Origin of the sequence: Bacillus sp. FSL P4-0290, from assembly GCF_037975435.1 — a bacterium.
Classification (GTDB): Bacteria; Bacillota; Bacilli; order Bacillales; family Bacillaceae; genus Bacillus; species Bacillus subtilis.
This window is the reverse complement of sequence record NZ_CP150253.1, coordinates 2,178,524-2,200,635: the sequence shown is the minus strand read 5'-3', so window position 1 is coordinate 2,200,635 and position 22,112 is coordinate 2,178,524. Positions and strand designations below refer to the sequence as shown.

Annotated in this window: 8 protein-coding genes and 1 tRNA gene; 1 reads left to right on the top strand and 8 read right to left on the bottom strand. The window is 44.3% G+C overall.

Translation table 11 applies throughout. The annotated features are described in order from the left end of the window. Positions 1–13 precede the first annotated feature (13 nt). The 5 genes from ppsB to MKY10_RS11810 form a co-directional block, all read right to left on the bottom strand. Positions 14–7,696, bottom strand: coding sequence for a plipastatin non-ribosomal peptide synthetase PpsB (ppsB, locus tag MKY10_RS11830; RefSeq protein ID WP_044052519.1), 7,683 nt, complete (start codon positions 7,694–7,696; stop codon positions 14–16). Positions 7,697–7,720: 24 nt separating this feature from the next. Continuing rightward, positions 7,721–15,406: a plipastatin non-ribosomal peptide synthetase PpsA gene (gene ppsA, locus MKY10_RS11825; RefSeq protein ID WP_114523482.1), complete on the bottom strand. Its 7,686-nt coding sequence runs from the start codon at positions 15,404–15,406 to the stop codon at positions 7,721–7,723. Between the two features lie 381 nt (positions 15,407–15,787). After that, complete coding sequence (dacB, locus tag MKY10_RS11820; RefSeq protein ID WP_048654901.1) at positions 15,788–17,263, bottom strand: D-alanyl-D-alanine carboxypeptidase/D-alanyl-D-alanine-endopeptidase; 1,476 nt, start codon at positions 17,261–17,263, stop codon at positions 15,788–15,790. Positions 17,264–17,296: 33 nt separating this feature from the next. After that, a complete protein-coding gene (gene galM, locus MKY10_RS11815; RefSeq protein ID WP_014479967.1) occupies positions 17,297–18,274 on the bottom strand; it encodes an aldose 1-epimerase in 978 nt (325 codons plus the stop codon). Between the two features lie 133 nt (positions 18,275–18,407). Continuing rightward, a complete protein-coding gene (locus tag MKY10_RS11810; protein WP_004399508.1) occupies positions 18,408–19,799 on the bottom strand; it encodes an MATE family efflux transporter in 1,392 nt (463 codons plus the stop codon). A gap of 286 nt (positions 19,800–20,085) precedes the next feature. Between MKY10_RS11810 and iseA the strand changes: the two genes are divergently transcribed. Then, the gene (iseA, locus tag MKY10_RS11805) at positions 20,086–20,631 is read left to right on the top strand and encodes a DL-endopeptidase inhibitor IseA (protein WP_004399558.1); all 546 of its coding nucleotides are present in this window, start codon (positions 20,086–20,088) and stop codon (positions 20,629–20,631) included. Positions 20,632–20,724: 93 nt separating this feature from the next. Here the strand turns inward: iseA and MKY10_RS11800 are convergent. The 3 genes from MKY10_RS11800 to MKY10_RS11790 all read right to left on the bottom strand — a co-directional run bounded on the left by MKY10_RS11800 (position 20,725) and on the right by MKY10_RS11790 (position 21,943). Continuing rightward, positions 20,725–20,797, bottom strand: a tRNA-Arg gene (locus MKY10_RS11800). A 52-nt stretch (positions 20,798–20,849) separates the two neighbouring features. Continuing rightward, the gene (locus MKY10_RS11795) at positions 20,850–21,395 is read right to left on the bottom strand and encodes a site-specific integrase (protein WP_003231473.1); all 546 of its coding nucleotides are present in this window, start codon (positions 21,393–21,395) and stop codon (positions 20,850–20,852) included. A 317-nt stretch (positions 21,396–21,712) separates the two neighbouring features. Next, the gene (locus MKY10_RS11790) at positions 21,713–21,943 is read right to left on the bottom strand and encodes an excisionase family DNA-binding protein (RefSeq protein WP_003231472.1); all 231 of its coding nucleotides are present in this window, start codon (positions 21,941–21,943) and stop codon (positions 21,713–21,715) included. Between the last annotated feature and the right edge of the window lie 169 nt (positions 21,944–22,112).

The window sequence follows — 22,112 nt, the reverse complement described above, 5'->3', positions numbered from 1 at the left end:
GAATCTCCTCTCCCTATAGTTTGTTGACGGCTCCCATAATCTCACTCAATTCATCAAGCGTTAAGTCTTCATCAGTGAAATCAGATGCGCTCCACTCTTGGTTTTCTTTGCCGGTACAATGCTCAATGATGTTTTCCAGAGTCTGTTTAAAATGCCTGGAAAATGTTTGGATTGTTTTTTCCTCAAATTGAAACCTGTTATAGATGATGTGCATGTTCAGGCACCCCGAAGAAACGGCGCCGCTGATATCCAGTGCATAAGGACGCTCCCAGTTCGGGCTGATCTCATTTCCTGGCTTGATGTCAGACACCTCAAAGGCATTTGATTGAATATCCTGATCAAACTGGCCTAAATAATTAAAGCTGATTTCTGGGCTGTTTTTCTGAGAGCCCCATCTTTTGCTGATATATTTCAGCACGCCGTAGCCCGCGCCTTTATGCGGTATACGGTGCAGCATATCTTTTGTCTGTTTAATAAGGTGGCCCAGCCGCTCTTCTTTGTCCTTATGATCGGAATCTCTCATATCAAGCCACACAGGATAAATGGAGGTGAACCAGCCAACAGTTCTGCTAATATCGATGTCCTCAAGATATGATTCCCTTCCATGGCCCTCCATGCTGATTTTAAATTGGTTATTTCCCGTCCATTTCTGCAAAGCAAGACCTAAAGCTGTCAGAAGGATATCATTCATCTCCGTGCTGTAAGCTTTATGTACAGCCGTTAACAGTAATTCTGTGTGGTGGCGAGATAGCTCAAAATGAATCACTTCTGTATCTTTGAATGTGTTAGATGCTGCGTCATTGTCTTTTGGAACAGGCTGGATGTGACGGTTCTCGCACTCATCCCAGTACGCTGCTTCGCGCTGCACCTGGCGGCTTTTAGAGTAGTCAGCTATTCTTTGTGAATACGTTAAATATGAATCTGTTTTTTGCGGCAGTTTAATAGATTCTCCTGAGACTGCCTGTTTGTAAGCAGCTGAAAAATCCTCGAACAAAATTCGCCAGGAAACCGCATCAACAACTAAGTGATGAATCGTCAGAAATAAATGGTCACCATTCTCGGTTCTAAACAATCCAGCGTGAAGTAAGGGGCCGGTTTCCAAACGAATATGTTCTTGCATCCGGCTGGCTGCTTCCTCAATCGTGTACCGTGCTTCTGTTAGGCTATCCTTTACATCAAACAGTTCAAGTGCATATAGCTCCTCATCTGAAAGATCTATCCCTCTGTTTATCTGCACCTGCCTGCCATCTTCATGCCGGCATACGATTCTCAGTGCATCATGATGAGTCACAAGGCTTTTTAGTACTTTTCTAAGCGCAGCCTCATCAAATCGTTCAGCCCGGTAGATCATAACGGACTGGTTAAAATGATGGCTTTCCAGAGATTGCGAGAAAAACCACTGCTGGATAGGTGTCCAAGTAATCTCGCCTTCGACCGGGCCTTGGTCAATGGCGCGTACGTCTTTTCGAACCCGGGCGGACAGTTCACCAAGAGTCTGATGTTCAAACATCTCACGTACTGTCGTTTCAAATCCGCGCTGCTTCAGTCTGGCACAAACCTGCAGCGCTTTAATAGAGTCTCCGCCAAGCTCAAAGAAATTGGCGCCTACACCCAACTCATTCACATTAAGAAGCTCCTCCCAAATTTCAGCCATCACCGTTTCAATCTCATTTCTAGGACTGATATCATCAGCTGTATAAGCGTGTTTTTCAGGTTCTGGCAGGGCTTTCTGATCGAGCTTTCCATTAACAGTCACCGGGATGCTGTCAATTTGTATCATACGGGCAGGCAGCATAAAGTCAGGCAAGGCGTTTTTTAGGTAAGCCCGGATGTCTGATATATTCGCAGCCTGTTGATCTCTTATCACCATATAAGCATATATAGCTGTTTGCCCTTGCTCGTCTGCTCTGGTAATGACAGCCGCCTCTTTAATCATTGGATACTGAAGAAGTGCCGCTTGGATTTCGCCTAACTCAATACGGTGCCCTCTGACTTTCACCTGCTCATCAATGCGGCCTAAATATTCCAGCTCGCCATTTGACAGGCGCTTAGCAAGATCTCCTGTTCGGTATAATCTGTCTCCCGGAAGATAAGGATTGGATACAAAACGGTCAGCGGTCAGCTCATCTCTGTTGAGATATCCCCCTGCCACACCTTCGCCGCCTATATACAGCTCCCCTGGAACTCCGATCGGCTGCAGATTCATATGAGCATCCATCACATAAGCCTGCAGAGTTGAAAGCGGCCGTCCGATATTGCTTTTATTTTTTACAATGTCTGCTGCGGACAATTTTTTGAATGTTACATGGACTGTTGTTTCTGTAATACCGTACATATTAATCAAATCAGTATGAGGATATTTTTTATTCCAGCTTTGAAGCATGCCGGGCTGTAAGGCTTCGCCGCCAAAAATCACGTAGCGGATGTTTAAATGATCTGTATGATTTTGATCTTCAAGCATCAAGCCGTAAAAAGCAGTCGGGGTCTGATTGAGTACAGTGACGCGCTCTTTTTTTAATAATAAACGGAATGCATGGGGGTCACGGGCTGTTTCTTTAGAGACCACGACTAATGTACCTCCGTTCAATAACGCACCGAACATCTCCCATACAGAGAAATCAAAGCAATAAGAATGAAATAACGTCCAGATGTCTTCATGGTTAAATTCAAAAGGCAGGTTTTGATGCTTCAAGAGACTGATCACATTGCGGTGCTCGACAATGACTCCCTTTGGCTGGCCAGTCGTTCCAGATGTGTATATCACGTATGCGGGCTGATCTGTTACTATTTCTTGAATGTTTACATCAGCCGGAAATGAGTCGTTTTCACATTCATCGATATACAAAATATGCCCGGTGTAGTCTGCAGGTTTGTTTTGACCGCGCTCAGTCAGCAGCCGTTTTGCTCCGCTGTCATTAAGCATAAAGCTAATACGCTCCTTGGGATATTCAGGATCAATCGGCAAATAGGCCCCGCCAGCTTTTAAAATCGATAAAACGCCAATGATCATATCAGGTGACCGATCGAGCATCAGACCGACGATATCGCCAGTTCTCACCCCTTGTTTGATCAGCATAGCAGCTGCCCGCTCGGCTTTTTCATTCAGGTCTCGATACGTAAGCTGAGAATGGCCGCACACCACTGCGATATGCTCCGGATATTTAGCGGCTTGCTTTTCAAATAAGCTTACTATGTTTTCATTTCTCGGATAAGCCGCATACTGTCCCATTTTTTCAAGGAGCAACCTACGCTCTGCAGCAGGAAGCAATTGCATGTCCGAAATTCTCATCTCGGTATCCGCCGTTACCCCTTTCACCAATTCAATAAAATAGGATGCCCACTGCGTAATGGTTTCTTCTTCAAAAAGAGCAGTGCTGTATTCAAAACGGCAGCGTATTCCACTCGGATGCTCCTCAGCGTGTAATGTTAAATCGAATTTAGATATATCATGTTTAGGAGTGACAGACGAAATCGACAGACCAGGCACTTCGAACCGGAAATCTTCACTGCTTTGAAGCACAAGCATCGCATCGAACAGCGGGTTGCGATTTACCTCTCGATTTGTATCGAGCTTATCTGCCAGCTCCTCAAAAGGATAATCCTGATGCTCGTAAGCGGTCAGAGCCAGGTGGCGAATGTCCTGCAAATAGGAGCTGAACGTTTTGTGGCCCTCGGGCTTGCTGCGCATCGCCAATGTATTGACGAACATCCCGATGACGCGCTCCAGATCAGCGTGCGGTCTTCCGGCAGCAGGCGAACCGACAACAATATCCTCTTGCCCGCTTAGCTTAGATAACAAAATAGAATAGACAGCCAGAAGAATCATATACAATGTTGTTCCCGTTTCAGCCATTAAACGGTGCAGTTCATCAGCCATGTCTTTATCAATGTTGACTTCAATTGTTCCACCGCTGAAATCAGGGAGACGCGGCCTTGTTTTATCAAGCGGTAATTCTAGTGTAGGAAGACTCCCGCCAAGCTGACCGAGCCAGTAGGCCTCCTGTTTTTTGTATAGCTCTTTCGGGTGCTTCTCTTGCTGCCAAACAGCAAAATCCTTATAATGCAGGTTTAAAGCTGGCAACTCTTTTCCGCAATATAAGTCAGTAAATTCTTGGACAAGAGTGCTCATCGAGACACCGTCGGCAATAATATGGTGCATATCGAGCAGCAAAAAGCCGCGGTGATTGCCGATTGTAATGACACATGCTCTAAAAAGCGGACCGGATGATAGATCAAACGGTTTGATAAAGGTCTCGATTGCAGACTCAAGCATTTGTTCTGATTCCATTTCAAGCTCTTTTAGATCAAAAGCTATCTCTGGATAAATGATCTGCACAGGCTCGTCTCTGTCAAGCACAAAAACAGTCCGTAATGCTTCATGCCGATTCACAAGTTCTGTGAGAACGCTTCTCAACCGCTGGCGATTCAGATTTCCGCGTAATTCAAGTACAGCTGGCATGTTGTAGCCTGTGCTGTCATCTGCCAGCTGATGAAGAGCATATAATCGTTTTTGCGAGAAAGACAGCGGATAGACATCTCTTTGATCCGCTGGTTCAATCTGTGTAAAAGCGTGTTCTTTTAAGCTCATCAATTTGCCCGCCATGCTTTCAACCGTCGGATATGAAAACACCTCACTGAGCGGCAGCTCGACATTAAGCTTTTTATGTATTCTTGATACCAGTGCGGCCGCTTTTAAGGACTGTCCGCCTAACTGAAAGAAATCATCACGAATGGCGATGTGCTGTTTATTCAGCACATCTTCCCAAATATGTGCGAGATCAGCTTCGATTAAGGTTCGGGGCGCCATATATGTGACACTCTTATTGTTTTCTGGTTCAGGAAGCGCAAACCTGTCAAGCTTGCCGCTGGATGTTAATGGCATCCGGCTGATGTTGATAATACTTGCTGGGATCATATAGGACGGCAATGTCCCGGCAAGATGCTGATACAAATCTGGGAGGCTGTTTCCCTTTTCTGGAACGATATAAGCAACGAGCTCCTTTTCCTCAGCAGAAACATCACGGGCCAGTACCGCGGCTTCCTTTACCCCCGGTGCTTGTCGAAGAACTGTTTCAATCTCTCTCAGTTCAATACGGTAACCCCTAATTTTTACTTGATCATCAAAACGCCCAATATATTCAATCGTTCCATCAGGCAAAAAGCGGCCTGCATCACCTGTTCGGTATAAACGCTCCCCTTCAAGGAATGGATGATCGGAGAATGCTTTCTGTGTCAGCTCTTGCTGTTTGTAGTATCCTCTCGCAAGACCCGCGCCGGAAATACACAGTTCACCCGAAGCGCCGATCGGTTGCATTTGATTTCCGTGCAAAACAAATACTTTTGTGTTTCTGATCGGGTGTCCGATCGTGATCCTCTCTTTTTCATTCAGATGCCGCAATATTGTTGTTGCCACACTGTTTTCTGTGGGCCCGTATTCATTTGCCAGTTCAGCAGAAGGACAAATCATTTGACTCAACTCAAGCAGATCAGGCGTGACCGCTTCACCCGCAAATGTCACAATACGAAGACTTTTTGCATCGTCAGCAGTCATCACTTCCAATAATACCCGGTACAGGGAAGGAACAATGATCATGTGGCTGACCTTATAACGGGCTATTTTTCGCTTAAGGGCCAGCACATCCTTCGCTTCGTCATCTGTTGTCAGCAGCACACACGCACCAGACAAAAGCGGGGTAAATAAGCTCGTTACACAGCCGTCAAACACGTACGAAAACAAATGGAGGGATATATCCTGTTCGGCCATGCCATACTCTTCCCGTCTCCATTGCAATGTATTGGCAATACCGTGATGATCAACTAAAACGCCTTTAGGGCGCCCCGTCGTTCCCGACGTATAGATCAAGTAGGCTAGATCACCTGGCGACATATTTGGAGCTTCTGTTTGGTAACTTTCTGTATGTTCTATCGTTATCGTATTTCCTTCATAGGACGGAGGGATCAAGGAAATAAGGTCTTCTTCTATCAGCAATTGAGCCGCTTGACTGTCCTTCAGCAGGAAAGAAAGACGTTCTGCTGGAAAATGTGGATCAAGCGGCATATAAGCGCCGCCTGCTTTCCAAATCCCAAGCAGAGCTGCAGGCATTACCATTGACCGGCCCATCATTACAGCAACGATATCTCCAGATCCAACGCCTTTTTCTATCAGAGCGTGCGCAATCTGATTGGCTCTTACTTGTAACTGGCGATAGGTCCAGCATTCGTCTCCCATTTTCAATGCAGCAGCTTCAGGTGTTTTGTGAGCTTGTTCCTCGAACAATTGGGGTATCGTTTTTTTCACATAAGGACGCTCAGTTTCGTTAAACGATTGGATAACCTGTTGCTCCTCCGGCGGCACGATATTGATGTCACTGACGGCAACATCGGGATTTGTCAAAATGCAATCCAGTGCTTGCTTTAGATGCCCCTGAATCCTCAGCATCTCCTCCCGCTCGTAAACGTCTGCGTTGTAGCTGAATTTGATATAAAATGATTCTCCCGGAACGATAACGATATTAAAGTCGTAATTGGTTTGTTCCGACATTGAAATGTCACTCAGCTTCAGAGCGCCTTCGTCATTTTCACTCTCCACGCTTAATGCCTGATGAAGCTGTACAGGGTAATTTTCAAAAACAAAAATATGATCGATCAACCCTTGCTTCAATGGACTATGGTTTTGAATCTCATAAAGCGGATAATACCCATGCTGTTCAGATGATAAAATATCCTCCTGCACGGCTTTGACCAGCGAAGAAAACGTTATGCCTTCCGCAGATCGGATTCGCACTGGAACAGTATTGATAAACAAACCGACCATTGATTCAATCCCGTCAATCGCTGACGGGCGTCCCGAAATGACGGAGCCAAAAACGGCATCATCTGCAGCATTATATCGATGGAGCAGCACGCCCCAAATACTCATAAACAGCGTGTTTAATGTCACTCCCCAGTTTTGGGCAGCCTCTGTCAGTTTCTCAACCATATCCGGCGCTAATGAAAAGCTGACCTGGTCGGCTTTATAATTCCCGTCTGCCGTGCGGCGCTTTATTCGGGGAATAGAAGCAGTATTGCCGTACTCCTTCAAATATTCGCTCCAGTAGGCAGCAGTCTCTTCTTGATCTTGTTCTCCGAGCCATTCAATATAACGGCTGTACGGCACCGTGCTGCCAAGCTGTACAGGTGAGTTATTTTTGAGCGAATCATACATGCTGAAAAACTCTTTAAGAATAATGCCGAGACACCACCCATCCATGATGATATGGTGATGTGTCCAGACACATGTATATTGGCTGTCTCCTCTATCAAAAAGGGCAAGACGCATTAAAGGATCTTTTTGCAAATCAAATCCTTTTTCCCGATCCTTAGTCATAAAAGCATCAATCAGCGTCTGCTGTTCTTGATCAGCCAGGCGAGAAATATCTTCTCTATATACTGTCAATTCACGGTTTGATAGAACTACCTGCTGCGGACCTGTAAGATCTGGTACTTCTTTAATGAAAATCGTTCTGAAAATATCATATCTAGAAACAAGAAGGTTTAAGCTCTTTTGAAACGAGTCGACGCATAGATTCCCTGTGATCGTAAACGAGGTCTGTTCGATATATGCTTTCGAGCTGAAATCCATTAGTGAATGAAACAGCATTCCTTCCTGCATGTGCGATAACGGATAAATATCTTGAATTTGTGCCGATTGTGCCATCAATTCCACACACCTTTTCAAAAGTTAAAGATCTTTCACGAGATCTTCGATGCTAGATAATGCAGACAACGTTAATTCTTTATTGCTGAAATCGCTCAATGTTTTTTCGCGTGCTTTTTTCTGCGAACAATGCTCAATCGTCTCGATAAGATGCCTGTGAAAACGATCCATAAAGCACTCAATTGAGTGTTTGCTGAACGCCTGGGTGTATACCGCTTTTACTTGAAGCCGTCCGTCCGTAATGAGAGCGTTGATGTCCAGCTCATACTCTCGTTCTCTCTCACCCGCTATTTCGTAACGGGGCTTGTAATATGATAATTGAAACGTTTCAGCTTCCTTCTCTTCGCTAAATTGACCGAGATAATTAAAGCTGACCTCAGGCTCTTTATGCCGCAGTTCTCCTATGTGTGTTAACAATCCGTATCCAGTTCCTTTGTTCGGTACTCTTCTCAGCATATCTTTTGTCATCTTAATTCGGTATGCGAGCTGATCCTCGAAAGGCTCGGGAATACCCATGTCTAGCAGAATAGGATAAATGGAAGTAAACCATCCAACTGTCCTTGAAATATCAATGTTTGGCACATGCCCTTCTCTACCGTGTCCCTCAGTGCTGATCACGATTTGGTCATGCCCAGTCCATTCAGAAAGCGCCATTCCTAAAGCCGTAAGCAAAAGTTCGTTGGCATCAGTACCATAGGCTTGCTGGGTTTCAAACAGCAATTTTTCAGTCCAGTCCCCGGATAGTACAAACGCTGCTGCGTCGCTGTTCTTTTGGAGTCTGTCCGGCACATTTTCTATGTCCTTAGGAAGAAAAGCAGTGTGAGCGTCTAAAATCGTTTGCCAATACGTTTTCTCTGAATGCAATTGTTTACTTTCAGCTATTTGGGTAAGACCATCGGCGTAGGATAAATAAGAATCCGTTTTTGGCGGTAATTGGATTTCTTTCTTTTCTAAGGCCTGTTGATATGCTGCAGCTAAATCTTCAAGCAGAATTCTCCAAGAAACACCATCTATCACAAGATGATGAAGTGCAATCAGCAAATGATCCCCTTCTGCCGTTTTAAACAAACCTGCTTGCAGCAAAGGCCCTTTTTCTACATTCATTTTGCTTTGAATGCCGGTTTCCTCAGCGGCAAGTTTTTCATCAAGATGAGCCCTTTCCAGGGATGCTTTTGTCCAATCTGAAATATAAAGGCCAAACAGTTCATGATCCTTGTGATTGATTCCGCGATTAAACTGAATGACATGGCCGTTTTGGTCACGTTGGAAAATCATGCGAATGGCATCATGATGCTCGGTTATTTTACGCAGCGCTAGATGAAGCGCGTTAGCATTGAATCCTTTTTCACTGAAAAGCATGACGGACTGGTTGTAATGATAGTGAAAAGCATGTACCTGTCCGAAAAATCTTCGCTGAATCGGGGTGAGTTCAGCTTCACCTTCCGCAGGTCCCTGGTCCGCTTGAGATGCCAATGGTGTGATATGTCCGCATAGTTCCTGAATCGTTGAATAACGGAATAAGTCGCGTATTGTCATGCTCCAGCCTTCAGCTGCCAGACGTGCTGCCACTTGTAATGCTTTAATTGAGTCTCCGCCAAGCTCAAAAAAGGAATCGTGAATGCCGACTCGTGACATGCTCAGTACATCTTCCCATATATACGCCATCGTTTTTTGTAAGTCGTTAACTGGTGCGGTATATGGACGCGATAACACATTATTTGGAGCCGGCAAGGCATTTCTGTCCAGCTTTCCGTTTAGGGTCAGCGGCATGTTTACTAAAGGAATCAGATGTGCAGGAATCATATACGCTGGCAGCTCCTTTGTTAAAGCAGCCCGGAGAGCATTCGTATTGACGTCTGAAGGCACAATATATGCTGCCAAACCAGCCTGTCCATTTTTATCATGCTGAACGGCAACAGCAGCTTCTCTGACAAGCCCCGTTTGAAGCAGAACACTTTCAATTTCTTCTGTTTCAATTCTGTATCCATTTATCTTTACTTGATAATCCATTCGGCCAAGAAGCCGGATCGTTCCGTTTGGAAGCCAGCATGCTCGATCACCGGTTCTGTACAGCCTTTCTCCAGAGACAAATGGATTTTCTGTAAATTTCATTTGCGTTAAGTCAGGTTTATGATGATAGCCTTTCGCAACACCTGCCCCGCCGATGCACAGCTCGCCGGCAACACCGATCGGCTGAATTTGATCAGTCTGGCTGAGTACGTACATGTGTACATTCGGCAGCGGGCTGCCGATTGGTACGTTATCTCCCGTACACTCTCCACCCATACTGGTTTCATAGAAACTCGAATCAATGGTTGCCTCTGTGACACCATAGCTATTAATGATGCGCATGCTTTGGTCAAAGCGATCTGTCAATGTTTTGAAATCTTGAGCCTTCACCATGTCGGAACCAAGGATCAGTATGTCTAAGTCAGGAAGCTTGAACTGATTACGGTATACATACTCCATCACCGGGATAATGAGAGCCGGTGTCGACTCCATCACCGTGATTCTCTGAGAGTTCATGATTTTATATATTTCAGCAGGTTCCAGCCGTGTTTCATCTGGGCAAACGATTAGAGTCCCGCCGTTGGTCAATGTTCTCGCCAAATCTCCTGAGAAGACATCGAATGAAAAGCTCGCGATTTGAAGCAGTCTGACAGGCTTCCGATCCAGTTCATAAATTTGACGCCAAGCAAGAGCAGCATGAGTAAAGTTCTGATAGGTGACAATAACACCTTTAGGCGCACCCGTCGTTCCTGACGTATAAATGATATATACCGGCTCTTCAGGAGCAGGAGATAAGTTAAGGTTGCAGTTACTTTCTTCAAAAGAGCCCTCATCGTCAAGGAAGATGTGAGACATTTTAGATTCAGGCGAGTTCGAAATCAAATGCTTCAACTCTCTCTGTAAAAGAAGAATATCTGCCCCGCTATCACGAAGAATGTATTCAATACGGGCTTTTGGATAATGTGAATCGATTGGGATATACACTCCGCCAGCTTTCATCACTGCCAGCACCCCAACAATTGCATCAATGGACCGCTTGGCTAAAACAGCCACAGTTGGCTTCGGTCCTTTTCTGTTTTGCAATGTTCGTGCCAGACTATTGGCTCTTTCATTTAGAAGGCGATAGCTAATCTCTGTTTCGTTATCAATAACAGCTATATGTTCTGGAATTTCTTCAGCTTTCGCTTCAAATATGCGATGAAAAGGAACATCTTTTTGAGCAAATTCAACCTGAGTTTTGTTAAATTCAAAGACTATTTTTTGTTTTTCTTTATCACTAAGTATGTTTATTTGTGCAAGGCTTGTTTCAGGGGTTGAAAGTGCCGCATGCAGAAATTCGATAAAATGATCAGCCCACCGTTCAATCGTAGCTTTTAGGAATACTTCTGTACTAAATTCCATTTCGCAGCAAATAGATCCATTTATTTCCGTAGCTATTAATGTGATATCAAATAAGGAAATGTGATGTGCGAAATTGGCAGGCCGGACTTTTATTTCTCTCAGATCTATGTCTTGTTTTTCCACATTTTGAAGGATAAACATCGCATCAAACACTGGATTCCGGCTCATATCCCGTGTCAATTCAAGCTTATCAACAAGCTCTTCGAACGGGTAATCTTGGTGCTCAAAGGCTTCCAATGCTGTCTCACGCACTTCTTGCAAATACTGTACGAATGGCTTCCCGCCCTCCGGGCGTGTCCGAAGCGCCAGCGTGTTCACAAACATGCCGAGTATCGGCTCAAGATCCTTGTGCGGCCGGCCGGCGATTGGCGAGCCGACGATGATATCTTCCTGTCCGCTTAAGCGTGACAAGAACGCGGTGTAAGCCGCAAGGAGCACCATGTACAATGTGCTTCCGTTTTCTCGTGCCAGCTTGTGAAGGCCTGATGCAACCTCTTGATCCAGCGTAAATGAGACCTTGTCACCCGCGAAGCTTCGCACAGGCGGGCGGGCATGATCAGCCGGAAGATCCAGCACAGGCAGCTCGTCCTCGAGCTGCTTCAGCCAGTACGCCCCCTGCGTTTTGTACGCGTCTCCTGTTTTGAATCCTTCTCGCCATACGGCATAATCTTTATATTGAATGCGCAGCGCCGGAAGATTCCGATTATTGTACAGCTCGCCGAATTCCCGAATCAAAATGTTGACGGAAATACCGTCTGAAATGATGTGATGCATATCGACCAGCAACAGGTGCCGCTCATCTGATACCTTTACGATTTGGGCACGGAACAGCGGCGCTTGGCTGAGATCAAACGGTTTGATAAATGCGGCTGCGGCCTCCTGTTCGGTTCGTTCGCCGAGAACTGTAGTCTGTAACGTAAACGGCACCTCGTCATGGATGCGCTGCACCGGATCGCCTCCTGCGTCCTGTTCGAAGGAGGTCCGAAGCGACTCGTGGCGCTTGATCAGCTCTTTGAAAGCTCTCTCCATCCTTTCAGGGTTGAGCTTCCCTTCGAGCTCTAACACAGCCGGCATATTGTAGCCTGTCCCTCCGTCCTCCAGCTGCTGAAGGACATAAATCCGCTTTTGGGCAGAGGAAACCGGATAGGTTTCCTGTTTTTCAGCGGGCTTAATCGCTTCATATGGACTGTCCGTTCCTTCACGGATAACGGTAGCCAGTCCTTCTACTGTCGGATGGGCAAACACATCTTTTAGCGGCACCTGTACATCGAATTCTTTGGCGATCCGTGAGACAAGCGCCGTTGCTTTTAAGGAATGTCCCCCGCGGTCAAAAAAGTTGTCGTGAATCCCGACAGGGCCATTTTTCAGCACGTCCTCCCACAGCTGAGAAAGCTTCATCTCAGTCACGTTTCTCGGCGCCGTGTAGGTCTCCGCATCTGCCGCTCCGCCAGGAGCTGGCAGGGCGTTTCGGTCGAGCTTTCCGCTTGGCGTAACCGGCCACTGTTCCATCTCTATCATATAGGCTGGGACCATGTAGCCCGGCAACAGTCTCTCAAGCTGTGCACGCACTTCGTTTCTTTGGAGCCCTTCTACATAAGCGCATAATTCCGGCTCCCCGCTGTCTGTCCGTACGGTAACAGCCGCCTCTCTTACGCCTTCTATGCTTCTTAGTGCCGCTTCAATTTCTCCCGGCTCAATCCGGTAGCCGCGGATTTTTACCTGATCATCCGTGCGCCCGAGGAATTCAACATTCCCGTCAGGGAGCCAGCGCGCCACATCCCCGGTTTTGTACATGCGTTCCCCCGGGTAAAACGGGTCTTCAAGAAAACGCTCCTCCGTTAATGCCGGCCGATTCAAATAACCTCTGGCAACACCCGCTCCGGCAATGTACAGTTCGCCGGCGACACCGGAAGGCTGTACGGCTAAATGCGGATCTAAAACATACAAACGCGCACCAGGTACGGGCTTCCCAATCGGAATCCGCAAACGATCCCTGTCCCGTTCTGGATCCAATACGTAAAATGCCGCGTCTACCGTTGCTTCTGTCGGCCCGTAACCATGGATTAATGATACCTGCGGCAATACAGAAGCAAAACGGGCTGCCGTACGCGGCGCAAGCGGTTCACCTCCGGCGAATACACGCTTCAGGCTTGTCCTGTCACTCAGCCTTTCGATTTCCGCTTGATCGAGAAAGCTGTTCAGCATAGCCGGAATAAAATGAGCCGTTGTCACGTTTTCCTGATGAATGGCTTTTACGATCAATGCCGGATCTTTCTCCCAGCCGGGCGGAAGCAGATACGCCGAAGCACCGGAAAGCGACCACCAAAACAGCTGCCACACAGACGCATCAAAGGAAAAAGAGGTTTTCACCATGACAATGTCATCTTCCGAAAGCGGAAACTGGTGCTGCATGCCGGTCAGAAAGGAAACAGCCTGACGGTGCTCAACGGCCACTCCTTTCGGCTGCCCGGTAGAGCCCGATGTATAGATGACATAGGCGAGAGATCCGCCGTCAGCAGGAGTAAACTCATGGTTTTCTGCTTTTTCGCTCGCAAGAGATGTCATGTCCACTTCAAGCGTTTCGCCAGAAAAGTTTGGTGCGGAGCATCCCGGCTGTGTCAGCAAGAGCGATGCCCCGCTGTCTTTCAGCATGTAGCTCAGCCGCTCCTTTGGATACGCAGGATCAAGCGGCAAATACGCCCCGCCGGCCTTCAATACAGCAAGGACAGCGATCAGCATGTCAGGTGAGCGTTCAGACAGGACACCGACGATACTTTCGTTTGTGACGCCGCGTGCCGCAAGGTGCGCAGCCAGCCGGCTGGCGTACATATCAAGCTCAGCGTATGTCAGCGAACCGCCTGAAAAGCGAATGGCCAGCCGCTCCGGTGTGAAAGCTGCCTGTCGCTCAAACAGCCCATGCAGGGTGAAAGCTTTAGGCGAAACAGCTTCCGTCTTGTTAAACTCATACAACAATTTTTGCTTTTCTCTTGTATTCGTCATATCTAATTCTCTTATAAAGCTGTGCGGATGTTTAAGGGCGTTTTCCAGTATGGTAAGCAGATGAGATTGTATTCGTTTAATATCCTCAAGAGAAAACAAGGTATTTTGATAGTCGAAATTTAATTGAATGGTTCCATTGTCTATCCGTTCTTGTATTTGAACTGAAAGTTCGTTCGCGGTGTATCCGCTGAAATAAAGCGCTGTTTCATAGTCAAAATCATCTGCATTGTGCCACTGAAGTGGCTGATACTGCATAGATATACCGATAAGGTTGTGTAAATCCTTCTGTTCATTTCTTAATTCATTTACAAGCAAATTATAAGGAAACCGTTGATGACGCATAACAGAAAGCTGTTCCCTGCCTATTGTGCGGACAAAGGAAAGAAAATCTGTGTCAGGATCAACCGTTATTCTGATTGGAAGGGAACTAACGAACATGCCGAGCATTTCTTTTTCAGCCTTTGAACCTCTGTTGCCATAGTAGGTGCCAATGGCAAGATCTTTTTTAGAAGTGATTCGGCTGATGCATATGTAAAATGAAGCCATAAATAAGGAAATGATATTGATCTTGTGTTCTTCGCAGAAGATTCGAATCGTTTGCTCTAGATCAGGTGAAAGAATGATGGTGTCTCTGGATGCAGATGTGCTCTGTTTTTGTAAGGACGTCTGGTCGGCTAACGAGTGGTATTCCAACGGGTGCTCAAAGGTTTGCGTCCAAAATAAACGGTCCTTTGCAAACCGCGGAGATTGTAGATATTGACTCTCTTTTTCGATGTAGCTCAAGTAAGAAGGTTCCGGCTGATCAGGTAAAGGATCTTTCTTTTTCATTTTTTGATAAAGATCTATAATTTGATTTCCCATCACATTTAAAGAGATTCCATCCATTATGATATGATGGAATTTCGCAAATAGCCAAACTTCATGAGAGTCAATTCTAAGGAGGTAAAATTGATAAAGAGGCGAGTTGAACAGTTTAAATGGAATGCTCGCTTGATCCTGAATCCATTGCTCTATTTCTATCATTTCAACATTTGAAAAATCAATTATTCTAAGTGGATAATATTTATATTCAGTAAGGTGCAATCGCGGCTCAAGCTCTTCTCCTTCTAACAGCTGAAATCTAATGGCGTCGTTGCGGGAGATGGAATGATTCAGCGCTCCCTCTAGAGTATCAAGCTTAATATTGCCTTTGAATTTCACACAGGCTGTGAGATTGCAAATGCTGGTATCTGGCTCCAGCAGTTCGGTAAACCACACTCTCCTTTGGGCATGGGTTAAAGAATAAGTATGTTCGCTCAACGGATTCCCTCCAGTTCTCTTAATAAGAGGATAAGAAAATGTAGAAAAAAGCAGAAAAATGACAATAAAAGAAATTATATGACTATATAATCCATATATGCACTATATTAACGGATATTTTTTAAAGTACAATAAAAAACATTAAATTTTTATAACATTTTTTTGAATATAGTATTATTTCTTTATTTTTCGTTTCTTTTTTTATCAAATTTCCGGATATAAAGTGATAAAAGTATTGTTTTACATAAGGTCTTATACACTACTTTTTAATCGGACTAATTTTCTTTTGTGCATCATTCTTCTAATTGTTGGAAGGTTCGACAAAGCGTTATTACAGACATAAAAAAACCTGTTTTCTCTTGGAAAACAGGTCTGCCGCTATTATTGACTCGCCAAAATGACAGCGATTTGATCCTCAATATCTTTTCCATCCTCTTCATCAATCAATCCATTTAGAAGAATAGAGAAAACAAGTTTTTTTCCGCTCTTTGTTTCTGCGTACCCCGATAGAGAGCTTACCGTACTGAGCGATCCGGTTTTTGCTCTTACTTTTCCTTGTGCAGGAGTGTCTTTCATGCGGTTTCTCAGCGTTCCGCCCACCATTCTGTCAGGATTGCCCGCAACAGGTAAAGAATTTAGATAAGCCGAGAACCAACTCTGATCCTGAATGTCATATAACAGCTGTGAAAGTTGATCTGAGGATACAGCATCAATATGTGAGATTCCTGATCCGTCCCTTAAGACGAGTGATTTAGAATCAACACCAAATTCCGGAAGCGTACTGTTTAACACTTCGAGCCCCTTTTCCCAGCTCCCTTCTCCTTTTTTCACTTTCCCCATCTCTTTTACGAGCACTTCGGCATGTCCGTTATTACTTAATTTCATGAACGGCACAAAAAGTTTCGATAAAGGCATTGAGCGATGAGAGAGCAGCACATCTGAAGAACTAGGTGCTTCACCCGTCTTGGTGTCCCCTTTCACAGTAATACCTTGTTTTTTTAGTGACTGCTTAAATAAATCTAAGGCATATCCGGCAGGCTCCCAGACAGAAATCCATTCCTTTGTCTTGTTTGCGTCAACCGGTACGCTCCCTTCAATTGTAATCGTGTTTGTTCCATGCTCTCTTTCGATTGTGAGGTCTTTCTCTGAACCGGCAGCAGTCGTTTTAGCATCGTTCTTTATCGTTATATAATCGGTTTTCGGAGAGACAGACACGGCAGGCTCTTCCCCTTCTTTTTGATTTGGGGTGACCTCAACAATCACAGTGCCTGCATCATAGTCTTCATTCGGAGACGCTGTTAGAGCGGAGATTGGCGCGCCATAATATGTGTATTCATCGCTCCAAGGCATATCAGGTGATAATCGCATGTCATCATGCCACGTATCATCACCGATCAGATTGCCTTTAATTACTTTTACGCCGGAATTTTTCAATTTCTCAGCCATTTTGTCAAAATCAGATGGTAAAAGTGTCGGATCGCCTTTCCCTTTCAAATAAAGGTTACCATTCAGCTTTTTCCCTTTCAGTGTTCCATCCGTCCGGACCTCGGTTGTAAAAGAATAGTTCTCGCCAAGGACAGAAAGTGCCGCGGCCGCTGTCAAAAGCTTTAGAGAAGAGGCAGGCCTCATTCGGGTGTCTCCTGAATGTTCATATAGAACAGCACCTGTTTCCGCAGAGCGAACGGTGATGCCGGCCATTGCGCCTTCGAGGGCAGGATGATCAGCTAAAATCTTATCGATCTGCCCGGAAAGTGCATCTTGTTTTTCAGCGGCAAGCGCAGCCTGATGCATATAAGGCACCGAAGCAACGACGAAAAGCAGTAAAACAGCAACATAAAGCTTTATGCTTTTTTTCATTAATTTCCCCGCCTCTCTGCGCTTCATCATTGGCTATTGATGATTCAGTTCAATGGTGATACTGCTTTTAGCTGTCGTTTCTTCTCCCGGCTCCAGCACTTGAAAACCAGTGAGTGACGAAGGTAAATCAAGATTCACTGCGTTTGTCACCCATGTGTAAGGTTCAGGGCATAAATACCCTTGTTTTCCGTCCGCATTGTATACAACCCAATGTTTAAACTGTTCATCTGCCTTATAAATAATGCTGATATGTGCATGCTGATGATAAATGACTGCCTGGTTTTCTCCGCCCCTCTTCTGATAAGAAGATAAAAAGACATCATCCAGCTGCTTGTGGCGCAAATCCATTCCTTCATGCAAAGCTTCTTTATTCGGTACACCCATCAGTTTCCCGGTCGGCAGCAGGCGTTCATCCAACTCCCATTGCTGATCTGCTGTCAGGGAGAATAACGAGCTTTCTGCCGGAAATATAAATGTAGTATGATAACCAATTCCCCAAGGAAACGCTTCCTTTCCTTTGTTCATGACCGTCGCATGTTTAAATAGGGTATTCTCCTTGATTGTGTATGTCATCCGAACGACGGCATGATGAGGAAATTGCTTCTGCACATGGGGAAGCTCAGAAAGATCAATTTCTGTTTCAACAATCACTTCTTCATCAGTTTGCTTCGTGGTCACGACATTCCACTTTTCATGGTAAAGAAACCCGTGAAGATGGTTGTGTTTATCCTTCTCGTTGATATCAAAATGATACGTTCTGCCCCGGAAACTGAATGTACCGTCACTTATGCGGTTAGGCGGGAACAGGATTGGAATGCCATACAATGTTGGTGTGTCGTGAAAACTTTCTGCTGTTTCCGGTTCACGCAAAAGCTGGACATTTGTTGTTTTGTCCACGAGAGAAATGACGTTGCTCCCCCACTCAGGGACAACAATCATTTCTAGATGTTCGTTGCCCGCTTTGATGGCCGGTGTTCCCAAATAAGTCATTTTTTCAATAAAGTTTGCCATGTTTACTCAACCTCTCCTTGATTCATTGCTAGTATAAGAATTCAATGTACTGTACCATATTTCCTCCATTTTATATTTTCCCCTATCAAATAAAAAAACACCGTTCAAACTTATGAACGGTGTGATTCGGAGGCTATTGGATGAGACGTGTGATTTGTTTCTTTTTCCAGACGAATTGATAATACCCATAAATCAACAGCAAGCTGACGGCAAACGCAGCTGGATAACCAACCCAGACGCCGAGTATTTCAAGCTTTGTATAGTGAGAAAGGACGAAAGCGACAGGCACCTCTACTCCCCAGATTGCAAAAATACTGATGACGGTCGGCCATAAAACTGTTCCGCTTGCCCGCATCGTTGCAGAAATAATTTGGGCATTTCCAAACAGCAAATAACTCCACAATGTAATCATCAAAAGACGGTGTGCAATGTAAAGCGTCTCTTGCTCGGTTAAAAATAACGACAAAATCTGATGTGAAAAAACATAGATCAGTATGATCAGTACGCCGCCAATGATATAATTCAGCCAAATCCCCACGCGAATGACCTGCTTTAAGCGGTCAAACTCGTTTGCCCCGATCGATTGCGCAGCGAAAATAGAAACCGCAATACCAAGGCTGACGGCCGGCATCTGTACATAGCTGGCCACCTGGTTGACCACTCCGTATGCAGCTGTTGCATTAGAGCCGTAATGATTGACGAATGAAATAACCGCTATCTCTGATAATGAGACAAGAATCATATTGATGCTTGCTGGGACCCCAAGACGCAGCAGGAGAACCAGCAGTTCCTTATCCATTTTCAAATAACGACGCACTGTTTTATCAAATTGCAGCGGGTGTTTTCGCTTTCGTAAATACACCATTAACACGAGAAAAGTCGCAATCGTGGAAATGACAGTTGCATATGCCGAGCCGTATATGCCCAGTTTCGGAAAACCAAACATGCCAAGGATTAAAACAGGCAAAAGCGCGATGTTGATGACCGTGCTCACAATCAGCGTATAAAACGGTGTCTTGGAATCTCCTGTTCCGCGCAAAAAGGTAGTATATGCAAAATATAAAAACATAAACGGCATAGCATAAAATAAAATACGTGCATAGTTAGCGCTGACATGAATGACATTTTCAGGTGTTCCCATTAAACGAAGGATATCCAAGGTGAAAATACTGCCGATAACGGCTAACACAACGCCTAATAAAAATGTAAACGTGAGTGTCGTCCCGACAACAGCCTTTAGCCGTTCCTCATTTTTCGCTCCGTAAGCTTGTCCGATCAGAATCGAACTTCCTGAACCGATCCCAATCGTAAATGAGATTAAAAGAAAAAATAACGGGAAAAAGGATGATACAGCTGCCACTGCATCAACACCGAGCCATCTGCCTACAGCCATCATCCCGACTAGCTGGCCGACTGATTGCAGCACATTGCTCAGCAGAAGCGGCACTAAAAAGAGTGACATCGACCGCCAAACTGATGGTTTGCTTTTCTTTTGAGTTACAAGAGGTTCTTGTGATGTTTCCATATTAAAGGACTCCTTTATTTGAAATCGTTTTTAAACATGTCCTCATTTTTTGACAAAAACAGGATATGTAACATGTTATTATTCATCACTGCACATATGAAACCCTTCCCGATTCTTCTAATTTTACACATCTTTTTAGCTTATGAAGAATAAACTAGCAAGTAATGGCGTATTTTTTGTGAGTAAAAGAATAAAAAAATAATTTATGCAAAAGTATTGTAATCTATCCGTAATTATTGTAACATTTGTAACATAAGAGAAAGAGATTTTGAAGGAGAGAGCGATAATGAAAAAATGTCTTCTATTTCTAACAACCATTGCACTTATTCTGTCATTAAGCACAAATGCATTTGCGAAAAATACATCAGGCGATTTATCACAAAAACAAGCATTACAGTTGGCATTATCCGCTAGAGAACATTTTTGGAACACCATGAGCGGCCACAATCCGAAGGTGAAAAAAGCAGTTTGCCCATCAGGCACATTCGAGTATCAAAATCTTCAATATGTATACATGTGCAGTGATCTAGGCACTAAAGCAAAAGCGGTGAATTATTTAACTCCTATTTTTACAAAAACAGCAATCGAAAAAGGCTTTAAAGATTATCATTTCACTGTTTCAAAAGGAAAACTTGCTGTTCCAATCGGTGACGGAGACAATCTTTTGAATTGGAAAAAATCAACTGCTAAACTGATCTCTAAAAAAGGCAGCACAATCACATACGAATTTACCGTCCCTACATTAGACGGATCCCCTTCTGCAAAACGGAAAGTGACATTCGTGAAAGAAAATAAAAAATGGAAAGTCAATCAATTTGACGCAGTTATATAAGAAAAACGCCCGGGATAAGCGGGCGTTTTTTATTTGGTTTGCATAAAGAAAGACAACAGGCGAAAAGTGCCTGTTGTCTTTTTGTGAATATAACGCTCTAGGAGAGATTCGAACTCCCGACCTGCAGTTTAGGAAACTGCTGCACTATCCGCTGTGCTACTAGAGCTTTTGGTATTTATATAGTAGCTCTGATGATCAATATTTTCAAGCGATTTGTATTAAAGCCCTCCAAAAACCTTATATGCGGCTCTTGTCGTATCTTCATCAATACCGATATACCGCATTGTAATTGATGGTGATGAATGATTCAGTATTCTCTGCAGCTCGGCGATGTCTTTCGTTCGCTGATAAAAATGATAGCCAAACGTTTTCCGGAGTGTATGCGTCCCTATCTCCTCAAGTCCGCACGCCGCAGCAGCCTCTCTTAAAATTCTGTAGGCCTGAATGCGGGAAATCGGCTTCCTGGTCCGCACTGATTTAAAAAGATATTCGTTTTCCTTCATGTCTTTTGTATACTCGTATATTTCCTGTTTCAGCGATTCTAAAATAAGAATCTTTCTTTTCTTTTTCGTTTTGCTTTCAGTCGCCCATAAATGATCTTTATTTTGAACGTCCTTCACTTGCAGCGGCAGAATATCAGAAATGCGGAGCGCGCTGTTGATGCCGAAAATAAACAGAAAATAATCCCGCTTGTTTTTGTTAAGCAAATACTGTTTGACTTCTTGGATTTTCTCTAGACTGCGAATTGGCTGTACAATATGCATCAAAAAACTCCTTAAAAACCGTTATGTAACGTTTTGAGGTCTATGTTACTATTATATCTGAAAAACGTTGAATGTCAAAGTGCAGCGGCATTTATGTAACATAATATACATAGTGTTACATAAGCTTTTAAAAAAGGCTTCTTAAAACCTTCACCCTATAAAATAAGCTTTAAAGCCTCTTATAAAGCTTTTAATCTCTTGGATACTTATCCCCCTACTAATCCTCAAAAATCCTCTTAAAACGAAATCTGACGCTCCCAATTTTCTGGAGCTTCCGCAAAAAAACATAAAAAAAAGACACAACTTCAAATTGTGTCCTAATCCTCATCCTTTACATCAATATCTTCCGGGATTGGTTCATTTAATATTTCCTGCACAAGTGCTTTGTAATTCTCCAGCTGTTCGAGATGCGTTTTGAACTGCTCTTTATAAATCAAAAATTGCTCTCCGTCATGAACGGCTCTGATTTTCCCTTCGAGCACCAAGCTTTTAATATAATCCTCTGAAAGATTTGTATATTCTGCTGTTTCTTCAATCGTTAAATACATATAGCAGTCCCTTCTTAATCCGTATGCTGATTCTAATATAGCACATGGCTCATATCAATATAATCAATTTTGCACAGAAAAACGGCATTATGCACTATATAATATACCATTTGTCACTTGTGAAAACGCTGTAATTTTTTTACGCTAAGATTGTAACAATACAGCTTCA